General features: G+C 72.5%; 18 protein-coding genes. 9 read left to right on the forward strand and 9 right to left on the reverse strand.

Annotation, left to right across the window (positions count from 1 at the left end):
- Window positions 1-8: 8 nt before the first annotated feature.
- The 6 genes from murJ (at window position 9) to BUE43_RS03060 (ending at window position 8,136) form a co-directional block, all read left to right on the forward strand.
- Window positions 9-1,859: a murein biosynthesis integral membrane protein MurJ gene (gene murJ, locus BUE43_RS03035; RefSeq protein WP_234995499.1), complete on the forward strand. Its 1,851-nt coding sequence runs from the start codon at window positions 9-11 to the stop codon at window positions 1,857-1,859.
- A gap of 97 nt (window positions 1,860-1,956) precedes the next feature.
- The gene (locus BUE43_RS03040) at window positions 1,957-3,534 is read left to right on the forward strand and encodes a protein kinase family protein (protein ID WP_073479744.1); all 1,578 of its coding nucleotides are present in this window, start codon (window positions 1,957-1,959) and stop codon (window positions 3,532-3,534) included.
- A 391-nt stretch (window positions 3,535-3,925) separates the two neighbouring features.
- On the forward strand, window positions 3,926-4,534 hold the full coding sequence (gene sigM / locus BUE43_RS03045) for an RNA polymerase sigma factor SigM (RefSeq protein ID WP_073479745.1): 609 nt from the start codon (window positions 3,926-3,928) through the stop codon (window positions 4,532-4,534).
- The gene (locus BUE43_RS03050; protein WP_073479746.1) at window positions 4,531-5,367 is read left to right on the forward strand and encodes a hypothetical protein; all 837 of its coding nucleotides are present in this window, start codon (window positions 4,531-4,533) and stop codon (window positions 5,365-5,367) included. Before sigM ends, BUE43_RS03050 begins: the two co-directional genes overlap by 4 nt.
- A 294-nt stretch (window positions 5,368-5,661) precedes the next feature.
- Window positions 5,662-6,663, forward strand: a complete 1,002-nt coding sequence (trxB, locus tag BUE43_RS03055; RefSeq protein WP_073479747.1) for a thioredoxin-disulfide reductase — start codon at window positions 5,662-5,664, stop codon at window positions 6,661-6,663.
- A 324-nt stretch (window positions 6,664-6,987) separates the two neighbouring features.
- The gene (locus BUE43_RS03060; RefSeq protein WP_073479748.1) at window positions 6,988-8,136 is read left to right on the forward strand and encodes an N-acetylmuramoyl-L-alanine amidase; all 1,149 of its coding nucleotides are present in this window, start codon (window positions 6,988-6,990) and stop codon (window positions 8,134-8,136) included.
- 332 nt (window positions 8,137-8,468) lie between these two features.
- Here BUE43_RS03060 and BUE43_RS03065 read toward each other — a convergent pair whose 3' ends face one another.
- Window positions 8,469-9,095 carry a GNAT family N-acetyltransferase gene (locus BUE43_RS03065; protein WP_143173914.1) on the reverse strand — a complete coding sequence of 209 codons (627 nt, stop codon included), beginning with the start codon at window positions 9,093-9,095 and terminating at the stop codon, window positions 8,469-8,471.
- A 164-nt stretch (window positions 9,096-9,259) separates the two neighbouring features.
- Here BUE43_RS03065 and BUE43_RS03070 point away from each other — a divergent pair, with 164 nt between their 5' ends.
- A complete protein-coding gene (locus tag BUE43_RS03070; protein ID WP_073479749.1) occupies window positions 9,260-10,612 on the forward strand; it encodes an aminotransferase-like domain-containing protein in 1,353 nt (450 codons plus the stop codon).
- A gap of 89 nt (window positions 10,613-10,701) precedes the next feature.
- Complete coding sequence (locus tag BUE43_RS03075; protein WP_073479750.1) at window positions 10,702-11,658, forward strand: D-alanine--D-alanine ligase family protein; 957 nt, start codon at window positions 10,702-10,704, stop codon at window positions 11,656-11,658.
- Between the two features lie 689 nt (window positions 11,659-12,347).
- Here BUE43_RS03075 and BUE43_RS03080 read toward each other — a convergent pair.
- The 8 genes from BUE43_RS03080 to rpmH form a co-directional block, all read right to left on the reverse strand.
- Window positions 12,348-13,334, reverse strand: coding sequence for a ParB/RepB/Spo0J family partition protein (locus BUE43_RS03080; RefSeq protein ID WP_073479751.1), 987 nt, complete (start codon window positions 13,332-13,334; stop codon window positions 12,348-12,350).
- Window positions 13,331-14,248: a ParA family protein gene (locus BUE43_RS03085; RefSeq protein ID WP_073479752.1), complete on the reverse strand. Its 918-nt coding sequence runs from the start codon at window positions 14,246-14,248 to the stop codon at window positions 13,331-13,333. The genes BUE43_RS03080 and BUE43_RS03085 overlap by 4 nt, the downstream gene beginning before the upstream one ends.
- 110 nt (window positions 14,249-14,358) lie before the next feature.
- On the reverse strand, window positions 14,359-14,982 hold the full coding sequence (gene rsmG / locus BUE43_RS03090; protein ID WP_083959352.1) for a 16S rRNA (guanine(527)-N(7))-methyltransferase RsmG: 624 nt from the start codon (window positions 14,980-14,982) through the stop codon (window positions 14,359-14,361).
- A 419-nt stretch (window positions 14,983-15,401) separates the two neighbouring features.
- Complete coding sequence (locus BUE43_RS03095) at window positions 15,402-15,950, reverse strand: Jag family protein (RefSeq protein ID WP_073479754.1); 549 nt, start codon at window positions 15,948-15,950, stop codon at window positions 15,402-15,404.
- 62 nt (window positions 15,951-16,012) lie between these two features.
- Entirely contained in the window at window positions 16,013-17,023 is a 1,011-nt protein-coding gene (gene yidC, locus BUE43_RS03100; RefSeq protein ID WP_073479755.1) for a membrane protein insertase YidC, read from the reverse strand.
- Window positions 17,024-17,027: 4 nt separating this feature from the next.
- Complete coding sequence (gene yidD, locus BUE43_RS03105) at window positions 17,028-17,348, reverse strand: membrane protein insertion efficiency factor YidD (RefSeq protein WP_073479756.1); 321 nt, start codon at window positions 17,346-17,348, stop codon at window positions 17,028-17,030.
- Window positions 17,345-17,791, reverse strand: coding sequence for a ribonuclease P protein component (gene rnpA, locus BUE43_RS03110; protein ID WP_073479757.1), 447 nt, complete (start codon window positions 17,789-17,791; stop codon window positions 17,345-17,347). Before rnpA ends, yidD begins: the two co-directional genes overlap by 4 nt.
- Window positions 17,792-17,806: 15 nt before the next feature.
- A complete protein-coding gene (gene rpmH / locus BUE43_RS03115) occupies window positions 17,807-17,950 on the reverse strand; it encodes a 50S ribosomal protein L34 (protein ID WP_073480234.1) in 144 nt (47 codons plus the stop codon).
- A 557-nt stretch (window positions 17,951-18,507) separates the two neighbouring features.
- Between rpmH and dnaA the strand changes: the two genes are divergently transcribed.
- Window positions 18,508-20,181, forward strand: a complete 1,674-nt coding sequence (dnaA, locus tag BUE43_RS03120) for a chromosomal replication initiator protein DnaA (RefSeq protein ID WP_073479758.1) — start codon at window positions 18,508-18,510, stop codon at window positions 20,179-20,181.
- The last annotated feature ends 23 nt before the right edge of the window (window positions 20,182-20,204 follow it).

Raw genomic sequence — 20,204 nt, forward strand, 5'->3', positions numbered from 1 at the left:
CGGGGCCGGTGCCCCCACCGCCCGTCCGCCCTGCCGGGACCGGCGCCGGTCCCAGCGACCGGGGCGACGAGGTCGACCAGACCCAGCGCATCCCCCGCATCCCCCACGGCGCCGACGCGCCGACCGAGCCGATCCGGCGGGTTCCCGCGCCCCCGGCCGACTCCCTGGCGGCGGCCGAGACCCAGATCATCCCGACCGTCCCCGAGGGGCCGGAGGCGCTGGCGGCCGGCCAGTCCCAGCTCGAGTCCGGGGTGCGGGACGAGAAGTCGCTGGCCAGGGACAGCGCGTCGATGGCGGTCCCGACCCTGATCAGCCGCGCCACGGGGTTCCTGTCCAAGCTGCTGCTCGCCGCCGCGGTGGGCACCGGCGCGGTCAACGACTCGTACCAGATCGCCCAGACGCTGCCCATGATCATCAACGAGCTCCTGCTCGGTGGTGTGCTGACCAGCGTCGTGGTCCCGCTCCTGGTGCGGTCGCAGAAGGAGGACGCCGACGGGGGCGAGGGCTACACCCAGCTCCTGATCACCGTCTCGACGGTCCTGCTCGGCGTCGCCACCGTCGTCGCGACCGTGGCCGCCCCGCTGCTGGTCGGCATCTACGTCAGCTCGGACAGCCGCGCCGACCCGGCGATGACCGCGGCCCTGTCCTACCTGCTGCTCCCGGAGATCGTGTTCCTCGGGCTCAGCGCGTTGTTCGGCGCGATCCTCAACGCCAGGCACGTGTTCGGCCCACCCGCGTGGGCGCCGGTGCTGAACAACCTGGTCGTGATCGTCGTCCTGGCCGTCTACTGGGTGCTGCCGGGCAGCCTGCGCGCCGGGGACGTGAGCCTGAGCCACCCCAAGCTCCTGCTCCTGGGACTGGGCACCACCCTGGGCATCGTCCTGCAGGCCGGGTACATGGTGCCGGCGCTCCGGCGGTCGGGGTTCCGGTTCCGCTGGCGGTGGGGCTGGGACCGCAGGCTGAACGAGTTCGGCGGGCTCGCCGCCTGGGTGATCGGCTACGTCGCCGTCAGCCAGGTCGGGGTCACCGTGCACACCCGGGTGGCCGCCGACCACGCCGAGGGCGGCATCACGGCGTTCAACTACGCGTGGCTGCTGCTCCAGCTCCCCTACGGCATCCTGGGCTTCTCGCTGCTCGCGGCGATCATGCCCAGGATGAGCGCGGCGGCGGCGGACGACGACGTCCCCGGCGTGGTGGCGCACCTGTCCCAGGGCGCGCGGCTGATGGCGGTCATGCTGATCCCGCTCAGCGGCGTGCTGACCGTGGTCGGCGGACCGCTGGGCGTGGCGTTCTTCTCGTTCGGCCAGTCCAGCGTGACGAGCGCCAGCCGGGTGGGCCTCGCCCTGGCCTTCTCCGCGTTCGGGCTCTTCCCGTTCGCGCTGACCATGCTCCAGTTCCGGGTGTTCTACGCCATGAAGGACGCGCGCACCCCGACGCTGCTGATGGTCGTCATGATGGCCGTGAAGGTCCCGCTGTCCTACCTGGTGCCGCTCGTGTGCGACTCCGACCAGGTCGTGATCGGGCTGTCGCTGGTCAACTCCCTGAGCTTCGCCGCGGGCGCAGTGGCCGGCCAGATCTGGCTGCGGGTCCGGCTGGGTCGGTTGGAGACCCGGCGGCTGCTGGTCTCGACCGGCAAGGCCACCGGGGCCACGGTGGTGGGCTGCGCCGCGGCGTTCGGGGTCGTCGCCCTGCTCTTCGTCGCGCTGCCCGACATGGGCGCGGTTCCCCAGGCGTGGATCACCCTCGTCCTGGAGTCGCTGCTCGCGTTGCTCGCCTCGTTCGGGCTGCTGATGGTGTTCGACGCCGAGGAGCTGCGGCCGGCGATCCGACGCATCGGCGGTCTCGTCCGCCGTCGTTGAGCCGCCACTTCCCGTACCCTCGTCTCGGAGTCTCCGTCGCGCCGATGGGGGGCCGGCCGGGCGATCCCGGGAGCGCGCGGAGCGGGAGAGCGCACGGGTGAGTGGAAAGCCGACGGAGTCCGTCACGCCACGCCAGGACGGCGGGGTTCCCAGCCGCGTCGGCCTTCCGGCCGGCGCGATCCTCGGCGAGGGGCGGTACCGGCTGCTGGCGCGGCTGGGCGCCGACCACCGCGCGCACGCCGAGTTCTGGCGGGCCCGCGACGGGGCGCTGAGCCGGGACGTGGCGATGACCGTGCTCGTCAGCGGTTCCGAAGAGAGTGCGGCGGGCGGGGCCGCCAGTGCCTCCGGGAACGCCGAGGTCGTCGCCCGGACCCGCAAGACACTGGAGCGGACCTCGCACATCGGCGGTTTCATCCACCCCGGGATGGCCCGCGTGCTGGACGTGCTCCCGGCGGGGAAGGGCGATCCGCCGGGCGTGCTCGGGATCATCGTCGCCGAGTGGACCCAGGGTCACGACCTGGTCGACCTGGTCGCCGACGGGCCGCTGCCCGCGGGCACCGCGGCCCGGCTGCTGGAGCCCCTCGCCGCCGCCGTCGAGGCCGCGCACCACGTCGGGCTGGTGCTGGGCGCTGACCACCCCCAGCGCATCCGCGTCACCCCCGAGGGCGAGCTGCGGTTGGCCTTCCCTGCCCCCAGACCCGAGGCCACGCCCCGCGACGACGTGCGCGGTGTCGGCGCGGCGCTCTACCTGATGCTGACCGGGCGGTGGGCACTGCCGGGCGGGCCGAACAGCCTGCCCGCGGCGCCGACCGGACCGGACGGCACGATCGTCGCGCCGAGGACCCTGCAGCCCGCCGTGCCGCACCAGCTGTCGGCCATCGCGGTCCGCAGCCTGGTCGACACCAGCGTCGGCGGCGTGCGCACCGGCGCGGCGATCCTGCAGGTGCTGGAGCAGGCCGCCGCCGCCGAGGCCGAGACCGCGATGATGCGCGCGATCGAGGAGCGCGGCGAGCCGGCCGAGCTGACGCCCGCCGAGGCCAAGGAGAAGGCCAGGGAGCGGGTGCGGCGGCGCAAGCTCGTGGCGGGCGTGATGGTGCTCGCGCTGGCCACGGCGGCCGTGCTGATCTTCGTGGTGATGTCTGCGGTCGACATGTTCGCCGGGGACAAGAAGCACACGACGCCGCCCCTGGTCGTGGGGCAGAGCCACGGCGGGAACGCCGCGCCGCCGGTGGGCCCGGTGGTCGAGGTGGCCAGCGCGGAGATCTACAACGTCAAGGGCACCCCGGACAACCGGGACCAGGTCGCCCGGGTCGTCGACGGCGACCCGGAGTCGAGGTGGCGGACGGACAGCTACCGCCAGCAGTTCCCCGCCCTCAAGCCGGGCATCGGCGTGCAGTTCCGGCTGAAGGAGCCGACGGCGTTGTCGAAGCTCGTCGTGGAGTCGCCGAGCCAGGGCACGGTGGTGGAGGTCCGCGCCGCGACCGGCCGTAACCCGCGGCTCGACGACACCCGGGTGATCGGCCAGGCGCGGCTGGACCAGCGGCAGACCGACGTGCAGATCACCAGCGCCGAGCCGGTCCAGCACGTGATCCTGTGGATCACCGAGCTCGCCGGCGCCCCCAGCGGCGGGAACCTCTCGGAGATCGCCGAGGTCAAGATCTACTCCCGGGGCTGACCTGACCGGCACCACGTCTCCCGGCCGATGCCGGGGTGCCTGCCACCGGCAGGGGCTCCGGGCGCGCCTTCACGGCGTCTGTGTCCCCGATCGTGATCGCGCACGGTCCTCCCTTCGTGGTGTTCGGGCCGGCTGATCTGGTACTACCGGGAGTTGTCCACAGTCACCCGAATTTATCCACAGCACAGGGTGAGCAGCTTTGACGCTGGGTGATTGATCGATAGGCTGGTAGCGGGGCTCGCCCCCCAGGGCGGGTGGGGGCTGTCGCCAGGAGCGGGGAGAGGGGCGACGCGGTCGGGCCGGGCCCGTGGTCCCGCCCGGGGGCCGACGCCGGCGCTCACGGACAGGTGTGGCGCATGTGGCTGCGGTGACTGTGGATATCCTCTCGCGCGTGACAGCCGCCGCCAGTTCGGACGCCGACCTCATCGCGGCACATGCCGCCGGCGATCCGCACGCGTTCTCCGAGCTGGTGCGCCGCCACCGAGACCGCATGTGGGCGGTGGCCCTGCGCACGCTCCGCGACCCCGAGGAGGCCGCGGACGCCCTGCAGGAGGCGTTCATCTCGGCGTTCCGCGCCGCCTCGTCGTTCCGGGCCGAGTCCCAGGTGACGACGTGGCTGCACCGGATCGTCGTGAACGCCTGCCTGGACCGGGTCCGACGCCGGCAGAGCCGGCCCACCGTGCCCCTGCCGGAAGCCGGGCCCGGCGAACCCGCCGTGCCCCGCGACGCGATGGCCGAGCGGGAGACCCGACTGGCTGTGCGGGACGCGTTGGCGGAGCTCCCCGAGGAGCAGCGCGCCGCCATCGTCCTGGTGGACGTGGAGGGGTACTCGGTGGCCGAAACAGCCCAACTCCTGGGTGTCGCCGAGGGCACCGTGAAGAGCCGCTGCGCGCGCGGACGGGCCAAGCTCGCCAAACTCCTGGGACACCTTCGGAACCCCGATGCAGTTGCGAACGTCCCAGATGGCGCAGTGAGCACGCGTCGACGGGAGGGACGATGACCGGCAACGAGCGGCCGGGGACGCCGGGGGGCCCGCCGTGGTCACTCGACCTCCTCGCCGACCTGCACGCCGGCGCGCTCGACGCCGAGCTGGCGGACCGGCTGCGCCCCCAGGTGGAGGCCGATCCGGAGGCCCGAGCCGTGCTCGCCGCCCTGGACGCCACGGTCGACGACCTGGCGGGCCTCGCGGACCTGCCGCCGGTGCCGATGCCCGCCGACGTGGCGGCCCGGATCGAGGCGGCGTTGGCCGAGGAGGCCCGGGCGATGGCGGGTCGTCCCGTCGTCGCCCCACCGACACCGCTGCCCATCCCACCCGCCGTGACCGAACGCCCCGTCGAAGGGCCCATCGCGCCCGTCGTGGACATCGCGGAAGCCCGGCGCAGACGGAACCGACGCATGGGCTGGGGCGCGGGGGTTCTGGCCGCCGCGGCGGCCGTGCTGGGCATCGTCTTCGTGAGCCTGCCCGGCGCCGAGCGGACCGGCGGCACTCCACAGGCCCAGAACACGACCTCGGCCCACGACGCGGGGCTCCCGCCGTTGGCGCTGAAGCAGGGCGACCTCCAGGGAGGCAGGGCCCCGCTAACCGACGTGATGGGCGCGAAGGACTACGGGCCGCTGGAGAACCCCGACCGCATCAAGGCGTGCCTGGCCGCCGGGGGAGTCAGGACCACCGGTGAGCCGCTGGGCGTCCGGGAGGTGCAACTCGACGGCAGGACCGGCGTGGTCGTGGTCCTGCCGACCGGCGAGTTCACCAAGTTCCGCCTGGTCGTGCTCGGTCCGGACTGCGGCGAGTCCAAGGCTCAGGTCCTCTCGGACAACGTCATCGGCCGTTGAGGCCCCGGGCGGTCACCCGGCACCTTCCCGTGCCGGGTGACCGCCCTCTTCGCGCCCCGGCCTTGCCGATTCCGCACACTGTCGGGTTCGTTCGACCACAGATCACCCGGCCCGGCCGGCGAACCCCCTGCTCACCGCTCCTGTGTCCTGGGTCACTGAACCGGGCGCGGAACAGGCGTGCCTACGATCGTGTTGAAGGCAGGTGCGCCCGGTCTTCCACCTCGGACGATCCCTCGCCCGGGTCGACCGGCGGCGCCTGGACAGCCGTTCTGCGGCGACGAGACGGAAGGGCCGATGGTGACTGGCGAGATCCGGGACCTGATCGTGGTGGGCTCGGGGCCGGCCGGCTACACCGCAGCGGTGTACGCCGCCCGTGCTCAGCTGCGTCCGCTGGTGTTCGAGGGCACCCAGTACGGCGGCGCGTTGATGACCACCACCGAGGTGGAGAACTACCCGGGCTTCCGCGAGGGGATCATGGGCCCGGAGCTCATGGAGCACATGCGGGCCCAGGCGGAGCGGTTCGGCGCCGAGCTGCGCGCCGAGGACGTCGAGGCGCTCGACCTCGCCGGCCCGGTCAAGAAGGTCACCGTGAACGGCGTCGAGCACCAGGCGCGCGCGGTCGTCCTCGCGATGGGGGCCGCGCCCCGCTACCTGCACGTCCCCGGTGAGCAGGAGCTGCTCGGCCGGGGCGTGTCGGCCTGCGCGACCTGCGACGGCTTCTTCTTCCGCGACCAGGACATCGCGGTGGTCGGCGGTGGCGACTCGGCGATGGAGGAGGCCACCTTCCTCACCCGGTTCGCCCGCTCGGTCACCATCGTCCACCGGCGGGACGACTTCCGCGCCTCCCGGATCATGCTGGAGCGCGCCCAGGCCAACGAGAAGATCCGTTGGGCGACGAACACCGTGGTCACCGAGGTGCTCGGCGACGGGACGGTGTCGGGCGTGAAGGTGCGCGACACCAGGACCGGCGAGGAGTCCACCCTCGACGTGACCGGCCTGTTCGTGGCCATCGGCCACGACCCCCGCAGCGAGCTGGTGCGGGGCCAGGTGGACACCGACGCCGAGGGCTACGTCCAGGTCGAGCACCCGAGCACCCGGACGAACCTGTCGGGTGTGTTCGCCGCCGGCGACCTCGTGGACCGCAACTACCGGCAGGCCATCACCGCGGCCGGCTCCGGCTGCTCGGCGGCGATCGACGCGGAGCGCTGGCTGGCCGAGCACCCGGTCTCCACGGAGCAGGTGGGCGGCGGGTACGGGCACGCCGCCGACGCGGTCGAGGCCACGGCCGCGAAGTGACCCGCAGGGGGTGGCCGTCACGGGTGGACCGTGGCGGCCACCCCCGTTCTCGCTGGTGGGAACGGCCGCTCGGACCGCGCTGCCGGCGAACCGGGCCGACGCGCGGTACGGGGTCCCCTGACGGCGGGCAACACCGCGGCGGTCTCTGCGTCCTGTAGTGAGAAGGGCCCGCCACCGGGTCTTGCGGTAACTCCAACGGGTACATCTGCGTGGCCGAGCGACCGCAACCCGTAGCCCCGCAGGGGCCGTCCGCGGCGGCAGGGCACAATAGGACGGCACGTTCCGCGCCGGATCCCGCCGGCGCCCGATACGAGCGAGGGGTGCATGCAGCTGCTCCGCCGCGGTGACACCGGCCCGGCCGTTGCCGAGATCAGGGCCACCCTCGTGTCGCTGGGGCTCCTCCCGCCGACCAACGGGCAGCACCACGGCCCCGCGGTGTTCGACGTCGCCACCGAGCAGGCGGTCCGGGCGTTCCAGCAGCAACGCGGCATGATCACCGACGGGATCGTCGGTCCGGCCACGTACAACGCGCTGGCCGGCGCCCGCTGGCGGCTGGGCGACCGCAACCTCGCCTACCTGGTGTCGCAGCCGATCACCGGGGACGACGTCTTCGCGCTCCAGGAGCGGTTGCTGGAGCTGGGCTACGACGCCGGACGGCCCGACGGGGTGTTCGGCAAGCAGACCGAGCTCGCGCTCCGCAGCTTCCAGCGCGACTACGGCCTCGGCGTCGACGGCATGTGCGGCCCGGCGACCCTGCGCGCGTTGCGCCAGCTCGCGCCGAAGGTCCGGGGCGGTCGGCCCGTGTTCCTGCGCGAGCAGGAGCGGGTGCGGATGGCCGGGCCCCGCCTGCGGGGCAAGCGCATCGTGATCGACGCCGGGCACGGTGGTCGCGACCGGGGCGTGCTGGTCGCCGGCGCCTCCGAGGCCGACCTGATGTGGGACCTGGCCCGCCGGCTGGAGGGCCGGATGGTGGCCACCGGCATGGAGGCCCTGCTCTCGCGCGGGCCGGACGTCTGCCCGGCCGAGGCCGAGCGCGCACAGTTCGCGAACAACGCCGGCGCCGACCTGTTCCTGTCCCTGCACGTGGACGCGAACCCGTCCGGTCTGGCCCAGGGCGTGGCCAGCTTCCACTTCGGCACGGGCAACGGCCCGACGTCGACGGTGGGGGAGGCGCTGGCCGGGTTCATCCAGCGGGAGCTGGTCGCGCGCACCGGGATGCTCGACTGCCGCATCCACCCGAAGACGTGGGACACCCTGCGGCTGACGCGGTGCCCGGCGGTGCGGGTCGAGGTCGGCTACCTGACCAACCCGGACGACCGGCGGCGGCTGCTCGACCCGACGTTCCGGGACATCGTGGCCGAGGGCATCCTGGTCGCGGTGAAGCGGCTCTACCTGCTCGGCAAGGACGACCAGCCGACCGGCACCTTCACCTTCGACGACCTGCTCCGGTACGAGCTGGCCAAGGCGGAGTGAGAGGCGGAACCAGGACGTTCGCGGGGCCGTCAGCCTTCGGGCGACGGCCCCGCGCCGCTGTCTCCCCGGCATGTTCGCGGCGCCTTCCGCGCTGGCTGTTCAGGTGAGGGCCGACGAGCTCACGGTTCGTGGCGAGATCACTGAACAGCGGCCCTGAGAGGCCCGGAGCCGCACGTCTGTCGGCCCGCGCGGATCTTTCCCAGATCACTTCACCCCGGGCTGCCGACGGGGCACTCAGCGCCTCACAAGTGCTTGTTGCGTGGATCGAGGGGCACGCGGTCACCACAGGACGCTTTGTCGACAAATCGACCGAGGGTCAGCTCGACTGAGGATCAGCGGGGGATGGCCGGGGTCACCTGACCGATGGTGACCGTGCCGAGCAGGCGCTCCAGCGCGGCCTCCACGTCTTCCTTCCACGACAGCGCCGTGCGCAGCTCCAGTCGCAGCCGGGGCCACCGGGGGTGCGGGCGCACCGTCTTGAACCCGACCCGGAGCAGGAAGTCCGCGGGGATGACGCAGGTGCTGTCGGCGTCGGCCCTGGCGTCGCCGAACGCCTCGATCGCCTTCACGCCGCGGCGGGTGAGGTCCTTGGCCACCGCCTGGACCAGCATCCGGCCGAGACCGCCGCCGGCGAACTCCGGCAGCACGTGCAACGCGGTCAACAGGACCGCGTCCGGGCTGACCGGGGCGGTCGGGAAGGCGGCGGACCTGGGCACCGCGGCCGGAGGGGCGTAGAGGGCGTAGCCGGCGGGTACGCCGTCGGCGTAGACGACGCGCCCGCAGGAACCCCACTCGAGCAGGACGCTGGAGACCCAGGCCTCCTTCTCCAGCTCGGTCTGCCCGAACTCCTCGGCCTGCTCCCGCAGGTGCGGCGCGAGCTCCCAGAACACACAGCCCCGACACCGTCGGGGAAGGTGGTCGAGGTTGTCCAGCGTGACGCCAATGACGCGTCGCGACACCTGACCTCCCGCGGACCGCGGCGTCCACCGACGTGGACGCAGATCAAGAATGGGCGGGTGTGCGCTTCCCCGGGAAGTCTCCCGCCCGGTTCGGCCACGCCCCGTACACTCGGCCGATCAGCCGGAACCCGTCCTGACGGAGGACCGACGCTCGGAGCGGCACCATGAACCTACCCGGAGCGCAGCCCACCCGCCAACACCACGCCGGCGACGCCCCGACGGGCCGCAGCCTCGACCCGCACCGGCAACGGTACGCCCAGCGGGCGGCGGGGATGCGGGCCTCGGAGGTCCGGGCGCTGTTCGCGGTGGCCAGCCGTCCCGAGGTGGTCTCCCTGGCCGGGGGGATGCCGAACCTGGCCGCCCTGCCCCTCGACGCGCTGGCCGAGGACGTGGCGCGGTTGGTGGCCGCCGAGGGGCAGACGGTGCTGCAGTACGGCTCCGCGCAGGGCCTGCCGGCGTTGCGGGAGCAGATCTGCGAGGTCATGTCCCTGGAGGGCATCTCGGCACACCCGGACGACGTCGTGGTGACCGTCGGCTCGCAGATGGCGCTGGACATGGTCACCCGGGTGTTCTGCGACCCCGGGGACGTCGTGCTCGCCGAGGCACCGTCCTACGTGGGCGCGTTGAGCACCTTCTCCGCGTACCAGGCGGAGGTCGTCCACGTCGGGATGGACGACGAGGGCCTGGTGCCGGAGGCGCTGCGGCAGGTGCTCGGCGCGTTGTCCGCCCAGGGCCGCCGGGTGAAGTTCCTCTACACGATCCCGAACTTCCACAACCCCGCCGGCGTCACGCTCGCCGAGCGGCGGCGGGCCGAGGTGCTGGAGATCTGCGCCCGGCACGACGTGCTGGTGGTGGAGGACAACCCGTACGGCCTGCTGGGCTTCGGCGACCAGACCCACCCCGCGCTGCGGTCGACCGAGCCGGACAACGTGGTCTACCTGGGCTCGTTCTCCAAGACGTTCGCGTCGGGACTGCGGGTCGGCTGGGCGTTGGCGCCGCACGCGGTGCGGGAGAAGCTGGTCCTGGCCGCCGAGTCGGCCACCCTGTGCCCGCCGGCGTTCACCCAGGCCGTCGTGTCCCGCTTCCTGGCCCGCCACGACTGGCGGGGTCAGGTGAAGCAGTTCCGCGCGGCGTACCGGGAACGGCGCGACGCGATGGTGTCCGCTCTGGAGCAGCACCTGCCGGCCGGCTGCCGGTGGACCAGACCGGACGGGGGCTTCTACGTCTGGCTGACGGTGCCGGAGGGTGTGGACACCAGGGCCATGCTGCCCCGGGCCGTGACCGAGCGCGTCGCCTACGTTCCCGGCGCCGCCTTCTACGCGGACGGCCTGGGTTCGAGGCAGATGCGCCTGTCCTACTGCTACCCGACTCCGGAGCGGATTCAGGAGGGTGTGCGGCGGCTGGCGGCGGTCCTGGAGGGGGAGCTGGACGTGCTCCGCACCTTCGGCGGACGCGGCTCGCCCGGGCGACATCCAGGTCTGGCCGGACCGCACTCGCCGTCCCCGGACACCGCGTAGTCGCGTCCGACAAGGTTCTCTTCGGACCCGCGGTGCCCGCGCTCGACGCGTCCACCCGGGGTTCGGCTCGTGGTGGGAGGAGTCGTCAGGTGCCCGATCGTTTCGTCGCCGTGCTCGCTGGTGGGCTGTCGCACGAGCGTGAGGTGTCGCTGCGCTCGGGGCGGCGACTGTCCGCCGCGCTGCGGTCCAGCGGCCTGTCGGTCGCGGAATGGGACGCCGACGGCCACCTGCTGGAGCGGCTCCGCGCGGAACGCCCCGACGCGGTGGTGATCGCCCTGCACGGGGGCGAGGGGGAGAACGGGTCGGTCCAGTCGGTGCTGGACGTGGTGGGGGTCCCCTACGTGGGCGCTGATCCCCGCGCGTGCCGACGGGCCTGGGACAAGCCCACCGCCAAGGCGGAGCTCGACCGGGTCGGGCTGAGCACCCCGGACTGGGTGGTGCTGCCGCACACCACGTTCCGCGAACTGGGCGCGCAGCCGGTCCTCGACGCCCTCGTCGAGCGGATGGGGCTGCCGCTGATGCTCAAGCCGGACCAGGGCGGCTCCGCTCTGGGCGCGCGGGTCGTGCGGGACGCCGCGGAGCTGCCGACGGCCGTGGTGGGCTGCCTGTCCTACGGCGACACCGTGCTGGTCGAACGCTTCGTCGAGGGTGTCGAGGTGGCCGTCGCGGTGGTGGAGGGCGAGGACGGCCCGCGGGCACTGCCGGCCGTGGAGATCTCCCCGGAAGGCGGGGTCTACGACTACGAGGCGCGCTATGTCGCCGGCCTGACCACCTACCACGCGCCGGCGCGGCTGGACGCGGCCGGGGCGCGGGCGGTGGGGGAACTCGCCGTCGCCGCTCATCGTCTGCTGGGGCTGCGGGACATCTCGCGGACCGACGCCATCGTCAGCCCGGACGGGTCGGTGCACTTCCTGGAGGTCAACGTCTCGCCGGGGCTCACCGAGACCTCGTTGCTGCCGATGGCGTTCGAGGCGGCCGGCTCGTCGGTCGGCGAGGTGTACGCACAGCTCGTCGACCGTGCGATCGCTCGGGGATCTCGCCGCTGAGTCCTCCGTCCCCGCCGTCTTTCCGCTCCCCGCGTCCATGCCGGGACACGTCGACGCACGCCGGCGAGTGGAGTTGTCCACAGCCAGTTGTCCACAGTCACCCGATTTTGTCCACAGGGCAGAGCGGGGTGCTTGGCCGGCCTGAACTGGGCCGATAGGCTGGAGCAGGGCTCGCCCCCCAGGGCGGGTGGGGGCTGTCCGAAGTGAAGAGGCGCGGCCGGGAATGGCATGTTTCCCGTGAAACATCGCGCGAGCGGTGCCAGGATCGGCCGTCAGGGGCTTAGCCGGGGCCTGCCGTCAGCAGTGCGATCGTTCGAAATGCCGCCGACCCGCCTGACGCACGAAACGGCGAAGGTCTGACCTGCCGCCAGGACAGCCTCCAGGTCAGAAGTGTCTTCTGACCGGAGTGTGTCTTCGGCTCTTTGTCGATTCGTCGTCACCATCGGCAGCCCAGACGTCGGCAACGAAACCACACCCCGGCCCGCAGCTGACCACAACTGCGGCATTCGGGGTACGTGGTCCTCTGTGCGAAGGACCGCGGTGAATCGGCTCCTTCTGGAAGGTGCCGACGCGGGACACCGAGGGGAGTGCCGGAAAAAGAGGGGGCGGCTGGCTCCCTCGGAGAACCAGCCGCCCAACTCAGATCGTCACCGTGACGAAACTCGGTGGGGTGGGAAGTACCCGCCCCGTCAGCCCCGTTCGGCGGTGCTGGGCGCCATCATCTGCACGATGCGCTCCAGATCGTCGACCGAACCGAACTCCACGACGATCCGTCCCTTCCGCCGGCCGAGCTCGACCTTGACCCGGGTGTCGAACGCGTCCGAGAGCTTCTCGGCCAGGTCCTGGATGCCCGGCGCCTGCATCGGACGGCGAACCGCCGGCTTCGGCTTCGCCGGCTGCTCGCTCTTGGCGAGCACGACCGCCTCCTCGGTGGCCCGGACCGACAGCCCCTCGGCCACGATGCGGGTGGCGAGCTCCTCCTGCGCGCCCGGCTCCTCCAGGCTCAGCAGGGCCCGCGCGTGCCCGGCGGAGAGCACCCCGGCCGCCACCCGCCGTTGCACGGGAAGCGGCAGCTTCAGCAGGCGGATGGTGTTGGTGATGACCGGGCGGCTGCGACCGATGCGGCTGGCCAGTTCCTCGTGGGTGACCTCGAACTCCTCCAGCAGTTGCTGGTAGGCGGCCGCCTCCTCCAGCGGGTTGAGCTGCACCCGGTGGATGTTCTCCAGCAACGCGTCCCGCAGCATGGCGTCGTCCGCGGTCTGCCGCACGATCGCCGGAATGCGCTCCAGCCCGGCCCGCTGGCTGGCCCGCCACCGGCGCTCGCCCATCACCAGCTCGTAGGAGTCCCGACCCAACTCCCGCACGACGATCGGCTGCATCAGCCCGAACTCGCGCACCGAGTGCTCCAGCTCGGCGAGGGCCTCCTCGTCGAAGACCTGACGCGGCTGCTTCGGGTTCGGCTGGATCGACCCGATGGGCACCTCGCGGTACACGGCACCGGCCACCCGCCCGGCCTCCACCGGAGCGTGCCCGTTCGGCACCGGCACCGCGCTCGCGCCGACCCCCGGGTCCCGCACCGCTCGGGTCCCGCCCAGCACCGCGGAGCCACCGGCCGATGGCCCGCTCGGGATCAGGGCGGCCAGCCCACGACCGAGTCCTCCCTTGCGCTCGCTCATGACATCTCCTCCTGCGCACCGCGCTCAGCCAGTTCACGAGCCGCGTCGAGGTAACTCATCGCCCCACGCGACCCCGGGTCGTAGGTCAACACCGTCTGCCCGTAGCCGGGCGCCTCGGAGACCTTCACGCTGCGCGGGATCACGGTGCGCAGCACCAGGTCGCCGAAGTGGCCACGCACCTCGCTGGTCACCTGGTCGGCCAGCTTCGTGCGGCCGTCGTACATCGTGAGCAGGATCGTCGAGACGTTGAGCACCGGGTTGAGGTGGCTCTGCACCAACTCGATGTTGCGCAGCAGCTGGCTCAACCCCTCCAGCGCGTAGTACTCGCACTGGATCGGGATCAGCACCTCCTGCGCCGCCACCATCGCGTTCACCGTGAGCAGGCCGAGCGACGGCGGGCAGTCGATGAAGACGTAGTCGGGGTTGAGCTGGTCGAGCGCCTCGCTCGTCAGCGCCTCCTTCAACCGCGACTCCCGGGCCACCATCGAGACCAGCTCGATCTCGGCGCCGGCGAGGTCGATGGTCGCCGGAACGCACAGCAGGTTCGGCGTCTGGGTGCTCACGGCCGCGGCCTCGCCCAGCGAGAGCTCACCGATGAGCACCTCGTAGACCGACGGCGTCCCGGAGCGGTGGTCCACACCGAGCGCGGTGCTCGCGTTGCCCTGCGGATCCAGGTCGATCACGAGCACCTTGAGCCCGTGCAGGGCGAGGCCGGCGGCCAGGTTCACCGTGGTCGTGGTCTTGCCGACGCCGCCCTTCTGGTTGGCCACCGTGAGCACACGGCGCCGGGTCGGGCGGGGGAGTCGCAGCGAATGGGGGTGCAGGACACGGGTTGCCCGCTCGGCTTCCTCGGCGATCGGCGTCCACACGGCGCTCTCCTCGGGGGTCTGCTGCTGGGTGGTCGGGCGGAGCACCTCACCGGCACGCGAGGCGCCCCGCAGGTGCTCGGTGGGGGTCGATGTCGACGCTGTTCCACGTGAAACACGCGCCGGTGCGGTCTCTGGCTGCGACTCCCGGTACACGCTCACCGATCCTTCCGTCTCCGCCGTCCGCCGTCACGACCTCGCGGCGCCTCGCCGCGCTCGACCACGACCACCGTGGTCGGCACGTCGAGCACCTCGGCGCCGCACGTCACGAGTTCCCATCGCACGCCGCCCGCCTTCCGCACGGCGACCGCGTCCCGCGTGATCTCCTCGCGCGCGCTGGCCCCCTTGAGCGCGACCATCAGGCCGCCCGGCCGCACCAGGGGCAGCGACCACTCGGCCAGTCGCGCCAGCGGCGCCACCGCGCGGGCGGTGGCGGCGTCGCACCCAACCAGTCGGTCGCGCACCGCGGCCTCCTCGGCGCGACCCCGCACGATGGTCACCGAGAGGTCGAGTTCCCGCGCCACGTCCTCCAGCCACGCCACCCGGCGCGCCATGGGCTCCAGCAGGACGACGTCCAGATCCGGCCGCGCGATCGCCAGCGGGATGCCCGGGAAACCCGCTCCGGACCCCACGTCGACCACTCGCCAGCCCTCGGGGAACACCTCCGCCACGACGGCGGAGTTCAGCACGTGCCGGTCCCAGATCCGGTCGACCTCCCGGGGACCGATCAACCCCCGCACGACACCGTGCTCCGCGAGCAGCTCGGCGAACCGCGCCGCCATCGGCAGCCGGTCCCCGAACACCTGCTCGGCGCCCTCGGGCGGATTGGCCAGATCGGTCACGCTGTCATCCCCGTCCGCTCGTTCCCGGTGAAACGCGCCCCGTTCCCCGCGCCCGGCCCGCCCGTGGAACCGGTCGTTTCACGTGAAACACGGGGCAGGTCTCCGCCTCGCCGCCTCTCGGCGGCTCGATCAGACGATGCGGGCGGCGCGCAAAAAGAATGCCAGGCGCATCACATCCGTGCTTCGCCAACCCCGTCAATCGATCGGTTCCATCACCCGGCACCCGACAGCGCCCGGGCGGCGACCACACTCCCTCGTCGCATCCCGCGGCGACCGGGGAGACAAGGCGACAAAGAGATGGCGGAAATGCCGAGGACCCCGGGGCACAGCCCCGGGGTCCTCGGTGAACCAGCGGCGGATCAGTCCGTCTTGAACACGACCACCCGTCGGTTGGGCTCCTCGCCCTCGCTCTCGCTGTGCACGCCGTCCACCTCGGCGACCGCGTCGTGCACGACCTTCCGCTCGAACGGGGTCATCGGCTGGAGCCGGGACGCCGAGCCGGTGGCCAGCACCTTCTCCGCCGTCGCCCGGCCGAGGTCCGCGAGCTCGTTGCGCCGGTTCGCCCGCCAGCCCGCGACGTCCAGCATCAGCCGGCTCCGCGCTCCGGTCTCCTGCTGCACCGCCAGCCGCGTCAGCTCCTGCAGCGCCTCCAGCACCTCACCGCGACGCCCCACGAGCTTCTCGAGGTCCTCACCGCCGTCGATGCTCACCACGGCGCGCCCGGCCTCGACGTCGAGGTCGATGTCCCCGTCGTAGTCGAGCAGGTCGAGCAGCCGCTCCAGGTAGTCGCCGGCGATGTCGCCCTCGCGGACGAGGAGCTCCTCCAGCTCGGCTGGGGAGGTACCGCCCTCGGCCCGGTCGGTGTCGACGTCCCGGTCGGCCCCGGACGCCTGCAACGTCTCCGACACCGTGTCTCCTCTCGGATCTGTTCGCGCCCGCCCGTCACCGCGGCCGACGCGAACCGCTGGGCTCAGCGGCGCTTGCGCGCCTGCTTGGGCTTGTGCTGCTGCTTCCGGCCACGGGAGCTGTCCGACACCATGCCGGGCACCTCGCCCGGCTTCAACGCCGCCGAGTCGGTGGTCTCCACGACCTCCGACGGCGTCGCCGCGTCACCGGCGGAGCGGGTCGCCTTCGGCCGGACCGGCTTCTGCCCGGGCTTCGGCGCCAGCGCCTGCCGCTGGACGGTGACGGCCTCCTTCTTGGCCTCCTCCTCGCGGTCCAGGCGGTGGTACACGACGTACTGCTGCCCCAGCGTCCACATGTTGTTGGAGAGCCAGTAGAGCAGGATCGCGATGGGGAAGAAGGGGCCACCGGCCAGCACGCCCAGCGGGAACAGGTACATCGTGACCTTGTTCATGATGGCCGTCTGCGGGTTGGCCGACGCCGTGGCGGTCTGCCGGGCCACCGAGTGCCGCGCGGTGAAGTGGGTCGCCACGCTGGCCACCACCATGAGCGGGATCGCCACCAGGGCCACGTGCGACCGCTCGACCCCGAAGCTGGCCAGCTCCTGGGTCGACATGCTGATCCAGGTGTTCAGCTTGGCCCCGAAGATGCTGGCCTGGTTGAACGAGTCGACCTCGGCCGCGCCGAAGATGTAGTTCTCGGTCTTGCCCGGCCGGAACTCCTTCAGCACGTGGAACAGGCCGATGAAGACCGGGATCTGCACGAGCGCGGGCAGGCAGCCGCCCAGCGGGTTCACCCCGTGCTCGGCCTGGAGCTTCTGCATCTCCTGGGCGAGCTTCTGCCGGTCGCTGCCGTACTTCTCCTGCAGCTTCTTGATCTGCGGGGCGAACTCCTGCATCTTCCGCATCGACCGCATCTGGTGCAGCATCGGCTTGAAGAGCAGGGCGCGCAGCGTGAAGACCAGGAAGACCACGGCCAGCGCCCATGCCGCGCCGGTGGACGGCCCGAACACTGCGCCGAAGACCTTGTGCCAGAACCAGAGGATGGCTGACACCGGGTAGTAGATGAAGTTCAGCACAGACCTACTCCTCGGCAGGGGTGTGTGGTGACTCGGGTCCGGGTGTCCCGAGGAACCGGCGTCCGGAACCACGTGGCGGAACGGGGTCCAGGCCTCCAGGGTGCCAGGGACCGCAGCGCAGCAGGCGGCGCGCGGTCAACCAGGCGCCCCGCACCGCGCCGTGGACCGTCAGCGCCTCCACCGCGTAGGTGCTGCAGGTGGGGTGGAACCGGCACGTGGGCGGGAGGTACGGGGAGATCCACCGGCGGTAGACCCGGACCGGTGCCAGCAGGACCCGCGCGAGCGGGCTCGGCCGCGCGCCAGCCTCGCCGGACGACGGGCTCATGCCGCACCCGCCGCCGGGTCGTGGGGGGAGTGGTCGGGCAGCAGTCGCAGTCGGCGCAGCGCCGCGTCGAGGTCGGCGGCCAGCTCGGCGCTGGTCGCCTCGGCCGCCGGCGGCAGCGCGCGGACCACCAGGTCGAGGTCCGCGGGCAGCGCGGCGAGCCGGTCGCGCACCACGTGGCGCAACCGGCGCTGCACCGCGTGGCGCACGACGGAGCCGCCCACGGACTTGCTCACGACGAAGCCCACCCGGGCCGGACCCTGCCGTTCCCGGGTGGGCGATGTCTCGTCCGCTCCGTGCGGTCCCGGACGCCGTCCCCGCTCGGGGGAGCCGGCGCCGCCCAGCACCGCGTGCACCACGAGCCGGGCCCGCCCGGCCCTACGGCCGCGGCGAACCACCAGCGCGAAGTCCTGGCCGCGGGTCAGCCGGGCGGCCGCGGGAAGCACGGCGCGGAGGGGTGCTCAGGCGGACAGTTCGACGCGACCCTTGCGACGGCGAGCGGCCAGGATGGCGCGGCCGGCGCGGGTGCGCATGCGCAGCCGGAACCCGTGGGTCTTGGCGCGGCGGCGGTTGTTGGGCTGGAAGGTGCGCTTGCCCTTGCTCACGGCGGTTCTCCCGGTGCTCACTGCAGGCAGGTCTGGGGTCGTCTCCAGCCACTGATCACGAGCGGTGCTCGTGAGCGCAGTGACCCGAAGTCACTGAGGTGGGTGTGTCCTGGGCGCCGTTCCGGCACAGCACGACACGCCCGCCAGTCAGCGGGAGACCGTACGAGACTACGCACCCACCTCGGTGGAGCTCAAATCCGGGGTCGTCCGCGGCGGCCTCCGACCCCGGTCGACACGCCCCGAACGGCGGCCCCGCTTGCCTGGCTGGCGCTTGTTGTGGCATCGCGCACACCTTGTTAGCGTGCCCCTCCACGATCGCCTGCCGGAGGGCGGAGAAGGAGGAGACGGCGGCCCGTGTGACGCGGCACGCCGGGGGGCTGTGGGGGCTCCCGCCCGATCCGTCGTACCTTCGTACACAGTTGTGGACAACTTTGTGGACGCCCGTATCGTCCGGTGTCGGCGTCCACGGTCAGGGCTTGCTTCGCCTGAGTGGGCCCGAGCGAACCGGGTCGCCGGCAGGGCGGCCCGGCGACCGGTGAGGGGAGGGGAGCCCGCAGGTGTCCGACCACCAGACCGACCTCGGTCTCGTGTGGGAACAGGTGGTGCACGAGTTGTCCTCGGGCACCCTGTCCCCGCAGCAGCGTGCCTGGATGCGGGTGACCCGCCCGATCGGGCTGCTGGACGGCACCGCCCTGCTGGCCGCCCCGAGCGAGTTCGCCAAGGACGCCATCGAGCGGGTGCTCCGCGAGCCGATCACCACCGCGCTGTCCCGACGCCTGGGTCGCCCGGTGTCCCTCGCCGTGAAGGTGGACACGGCCGCGCCGGTGCCGGCGCCCGTTCCCCCCGTCCGGCAGGTCCCGCCCGGCCCGCCCGCGCCGCAGGCCCCTCCGGTGCCGTCGCGCCCGGTGGAGACGCTGTCGCCGATCGAGCCGCCGCTGGGGCCCGGCGCCGCCACGACCGTGCTGGCCGGACCGCTGGCTCCGGGGTCGATGAGCCCGGCCCCCATCGGCGCTGGTCCGACCGGCTACCCCTCGCCCGCGCCCACCCACTCCCCGCCCGGCCACGGCGGTCAGCCCACCGAGGAGGGCGACGGCGAGGAGGAGGTGGACGAGGAGCGCGAGGCGCTCGCCACGGTCCACGAGATCTGGCCCACGTTCTCCGGCGCGGCGGCGGCGCAGCCCAGCCGCCCGCCGTCGCAGACCCGGCTCAACGAGAAGTACACGTTCGACACGTTCGTGATCGGCGCGTCCAACCGGTTCGCGCACGCCGCGGCGGTCGCCGTGTCCGAGGCCCCGGCCCGCGCCTACAACCCGCTGTTCATCTGGGGTGAGTCCGGGCTCGGCAAGACCCACCTCCTGCACGCCGTCGGGCACTACGCCCAGCGGTTGTTCCCCGGCATGCGGGTGCGGTACGTGTCGACCGAGGAGTTCACCAACGAGTTCATCAACTCGCTGCGGGACGACCGCAAGGTCGCCTTCCAACGCCGCTACCGGGACGTCGACGTGCTGTTGGTCGACGACATCCAGTTCCTGGAGGGCAAGGAGGGCACCCAGGAGGAGTTCTTCCACACCTTCAACACGCTCCACAACGCGAACAAGCAGATCGTGGTCTCCTCGGACCGGCCGCCCAAGCGGCTGGAGACGCTGGAGGACCGGCTGCGCACGCGGTTCGAGTGGGGACTGATCACCGACATCCAGCCGCCCGAGCTGGAGACGCGGATCGCGATCCTGCGCAAGAAGGCCGCCCAGGACCGGCTGGCCGCGCCGGCGGAGGTGCTGGAGTTCATCGCGGCGCGGATCGAGCGCAACATCCGCGAGCTGGAGGGCGCGCTGATCCGGGTCACCGCGTTCGCCTCGCTGAACCGGCAGCCGGTGGACGTCCACCTGGCCGAGATCGTGCTCCGGGACCTGATCCCGGACTCGCACCAGCCGGAGATCACCGCACCCATGATCATGGCCGCCACCGCCGAGTTCTTCGGCGTCGGCATCGACGACCTGTGCGGGCCGGGCAAGACCAAGGCGCTGGCCCAGGCCAGGCAGATCGCCATGTACCTGTGCCGGGAGCTCACCGACCTGTCGTTGCCCAAGATCGGGCAGACCTTCGGCGGCCGCGACCACACCACGGTCATGCACGCGGACAAGAAGATCCGCAAGGAGATGGCCGAGCGGCGCCGCATCTACGACCAGGTGCAGGAGCTCACCGCGCGGATCAAGCAGCGCGCCCGCGGCTGAGGCCGCCGCACCCCCACCTCCTC

Source organism: Streptoalloteichus hindustanus, assembly GCF_900129375.1.
Taxonomy (GTDB): Bacteria; Actinomycetota; Actinomycetes; order Mycobacteriales; family Pseudonocardiaceae; genus Streptoalloteichus; species Streptoalloteichus hindustanus.